A 2217-nucleotide genomic window follows, 5' to 3' on the forward strand; every position below is an offset into this window, starting at 1 on the left:
CCAAGTCCGACCCACGAGGGTAGGTTCACCGCCGAGGGTCGGCCGACTGCGCCGTGCCATGAAAGCCAGCAGGACACCGTGGTGGAGCTGCGGGCGCGCAGTCCCTGATCGCCTGAACCTCGATGTAGCCGCCACGGTGTGGCACAAATGTGACGTGTTTTGCCTGCTGCTTCTCATCGGGCGCGGTGGTGGTGCTCAAGTCGACCCGGCGCAGGATCTCACGGAGCACTACTCGCATTTCGACCATCGCGAAGGTGGCCCCGAGGCAGCGGCGATTACCGCCGCCGAACGGCAACCAGGTGGTTGGACTCTGCGTGGTGCCGAGCATTCGGTCCGGGTCGAAGCGGTCTGGATCCGGATACACCGCGGCACTCGCGTGCACGAGTCCGATGGCCGGATCGACCATGATTCCGGCCGGTAGCCGATAGCCGCCAATCTCCACGGGCTCTTTGAGCACCCTGCCCGAGCTGAAGATCACCGGGCGGATTCGTAGCGTCTCCTTGGCGACTGCGTCGAGGTACTCATCGCCGGCCGGATCCCCCGCTGCGCTGGCATCGGCGGCGTGCACAGCCTTGGCCAGCGCGGCAGGATGCCGTGTCAGCCGCTCCAGCGCCCAGGCCAGTGCGGTCGCGGTGGTCTCATGTCCGGCCGCGATGGACGTCAAAAGGTGATCACGCAGTTCTTGGTCGGACATCGTGCGGCCGTCATCGTCGGTGGCGCTGACAAGCATGGCCAGCACATCGGTGCGCTCGTCCAGGTTGGGGTCAGCACGACGCTCGGCGATCTCCGCGTAGAGCAGGGCATCGGTCTCTGCCATCCGTCTGCCGACCCCCCGCCATGGGAAATACCGCCGCAGGCGAGGATTGGTAATCGCCGGGGTTTCCCACGGCTTCATGTAGAGCAGACGCGGTACCACCTTGCGCAGTGCGGCTAGCCGTACCGGGTCGGTGGCGCCGATAACTGTTCGCAGGATCACCTCGAGTGTGATCTCTGTGGTGAACGGGGCAACGGGGAAGCTCTGACCAACCGGCCATTTGGTTATGTTTGCGGCAGCGATCTCTGTCATCTGAGTCGTCTGGCGCGCGACGGCATCACGATGAAAGGCGGGCATGAGAAGGCGACGCTGATCGTGGTGTTCGGCCTCGTCGAGCACGAACAACGAGCTGTCGCCGAGCAGCCCACGGAAAAACCAGTGTGCCTCTCCGGAATGAAAGACTCGTGGGTCGCCAGCGTAGACCTTCTTGATATCGGCCGGATCCGCCAGATATACGACCTTGCCCGACAAGGGAATACGCAGTGTGAATACATTGCCATAGCGGCGCTGACAGCCGGCGAGAAAGCGCAGACCATAGGCCGCCATCAATATGGATTGCGCCACCAATGGGAGTGGAGGTCCTGGCGGTAGTACCGGTTTCGCAGTTTTGCTCACTGTGCGTGATCCTAAGCAATAGTGGGTATGACAGCTCACATGCCGATGGTCCCAGTCGTCACTGGCGCGAGTTTGCCTGTTGCGGAGAGTGACTCAGTTCGAGACGCTACGGTGCCATCCAACGGTACGAGTGTTGCGGCGGGTACGCACCTACTTTCGGAAGTCGAGTACTTCGTTGGCGTGGAGGCGTACCCAGGTTTGTCGAGTGCGATCTTCACACCACATATTTGGTCACGTACGGTACCTCGTCGGACGTCAATCGATGCGTGCCAGGGGCTGTACAGCAAACTATGAGACAACCGGCCTCATCTGTGCCGTGGCCCTGGCGTCGAGCTGTTCACGACCGGTTTGGTCACGGCTAGCAGCCAATTCACTTCTCCGGGCGCTCACATGTTCGGCAATGTCGGGCGGTACATTCAGGCCTGAACTGGCCAGTAGCAAGTATCGGTGATTTCTCTGAAAACACGCACTCGTCGCGATCTCTCGGTTAGTTTTAGAACAGGTTCCACTTATCGTGCGTGGATGGTGTCGGGAGAATCGTTGAGTATCAATCCATTTGATGACGACAATGGCAGCTTTTTCGTTTTGGTCAACGACGAGGAGCAACACAGCTTGTGGCCGGCCTTTGTCGAGGTGCCGGCCGGATGGCGGGTGGTTTTCGGTGCAGCAGACCGCGCCGCCTGCCTTGACAACATAGAGCAGAACTGGCCGGATATCCGGCCAAAAAGCCTGCGCGAGAGGGTGGCACAGGGTCGGACTGTTGATCATTAAGCAGTGGGTGGGGACCA

General features: G+C 60.9%; 2 protein-coding genes. One reads left to right on the top strand and one right to left on the bottom strand.

Annotated elements, in window-relative coordinates; translation table 11 throughout:
* Nucleotides 1-25: 25 nt before the first annotated feature.
* Nucleotides 26-1429 (bottom strand): cytochrome P450, encoded by a 1404-nt coding sequence (locus tag AOT87_RS26085; RefSeq protein ID WP_057967571.1) that lies wholly within the window; start codon nt 1427-1429, stop codon nt 26-28.
* 540 nt (nt 1430-1969) lie between these two features.
* Between AOT87_RS26085 and AOT87_RS26090 the strand changes: the two genes are divergently transcribed.
* Nucleotides 1970-2200, top strand: coding sequence for an MbtH family protein (locus AOT87_RS26090; RefSeq protein WP_030097524.1), 231 nt, complete (start codon nt 1970-1972; stop codon nt 2198-2200).
* Nucleotides 2201-2217: the final 17 nt, after the last annotated feature.

This window comes from Mycobacteroides sp. H003 (assembly GCF_001440135.1).
Lineage (GTDB): Bacteria > Actinomycetota > Actinomycetes > Mycobacteriales > Mycobacteriaceae > Mycobacterium > Mycobacterium gwanakae.